Origin of the sequence: Pseudarthrobacter polychromogenes (assembly GCF_014644495.1) — a bacterium.
Taxonomy (GTDB): domain Bacteria; phylum Actinomycetota; class Actinomycetes; order Actinomycetales; family Micrococcaceae; genus Arthrobacter; species Arthrobacter polychromogenes.
Genome location: NZ_BMKU01000033.1, coordinates 1 through 605, shown reverse-complemented (window position 1 = coordinate 605; position 605 = coordinate 1). Strand labels below are relative to the sequence as shown.

Genomic DNA, 605 nt, shown 5'->3' with positions numbered 1-605 from the left:
ATCGCATCCTAGTACCTCGCTCGGAAAGCCACAGAGCGTTTGACTGCCCTGCTCGAACCCCCGGCCAGACGTTCTCTACGTAGTCCTCCACCGCTTCGACGGCCCAGGGCAGCAGTGATACGACAGAGCGCCGCTTCGGCGCTCCACCTGCGGACGACTTCCCGTTGCGAACCTGCAGCATCCCGTACCGGCCCAGTTCGGGAGCATGAGCGTTGGCATAAAAGTCCGTCACGTCCAGGCTCACCGCCTCCGAAATGCGCAGCCCCCACGCGTAAAGAACTTTGAGGAGTGTCGCATCCCGGTAAGCCGGTAACGCACCTTTCCTGCGAGCAGCGAGACAATCCTCGACCACGCCGTCGGCACGATCCAAGAGCATCTGCACCTCTTTACGCGTCAGGGGCCTGCGTCCAGGCCGGCCCTCGTACTCCTGCAGGTGAGCTACGGAGTTCCATTCGTGGCACACCTGGACTGGGTGCGTGCCGAACCGGTTCAGGCACTCCTCAACCCAACCGTAATGAGCCGAGCACAGGTACTTGCAGAACATTCGAATCGGATGCTGATACGTGCGAATCGTCGACGGGGCCAGCCGCTTGACCGAGACCAGG

Annotated in this window: 1 protein-coding gene; it reads right to left on the bottom strand. The window is 61.8% G+C overall.

Annotated features, from left to right (window positions below):
• On the bottom strand, positions 1 to 605 hold a 605-nt coding region (locus tag IEX43_RS20420; RefSeq protein ID WP_409372352.1), incomplete at both ends, for a tyrosine-type recombinase/integrase.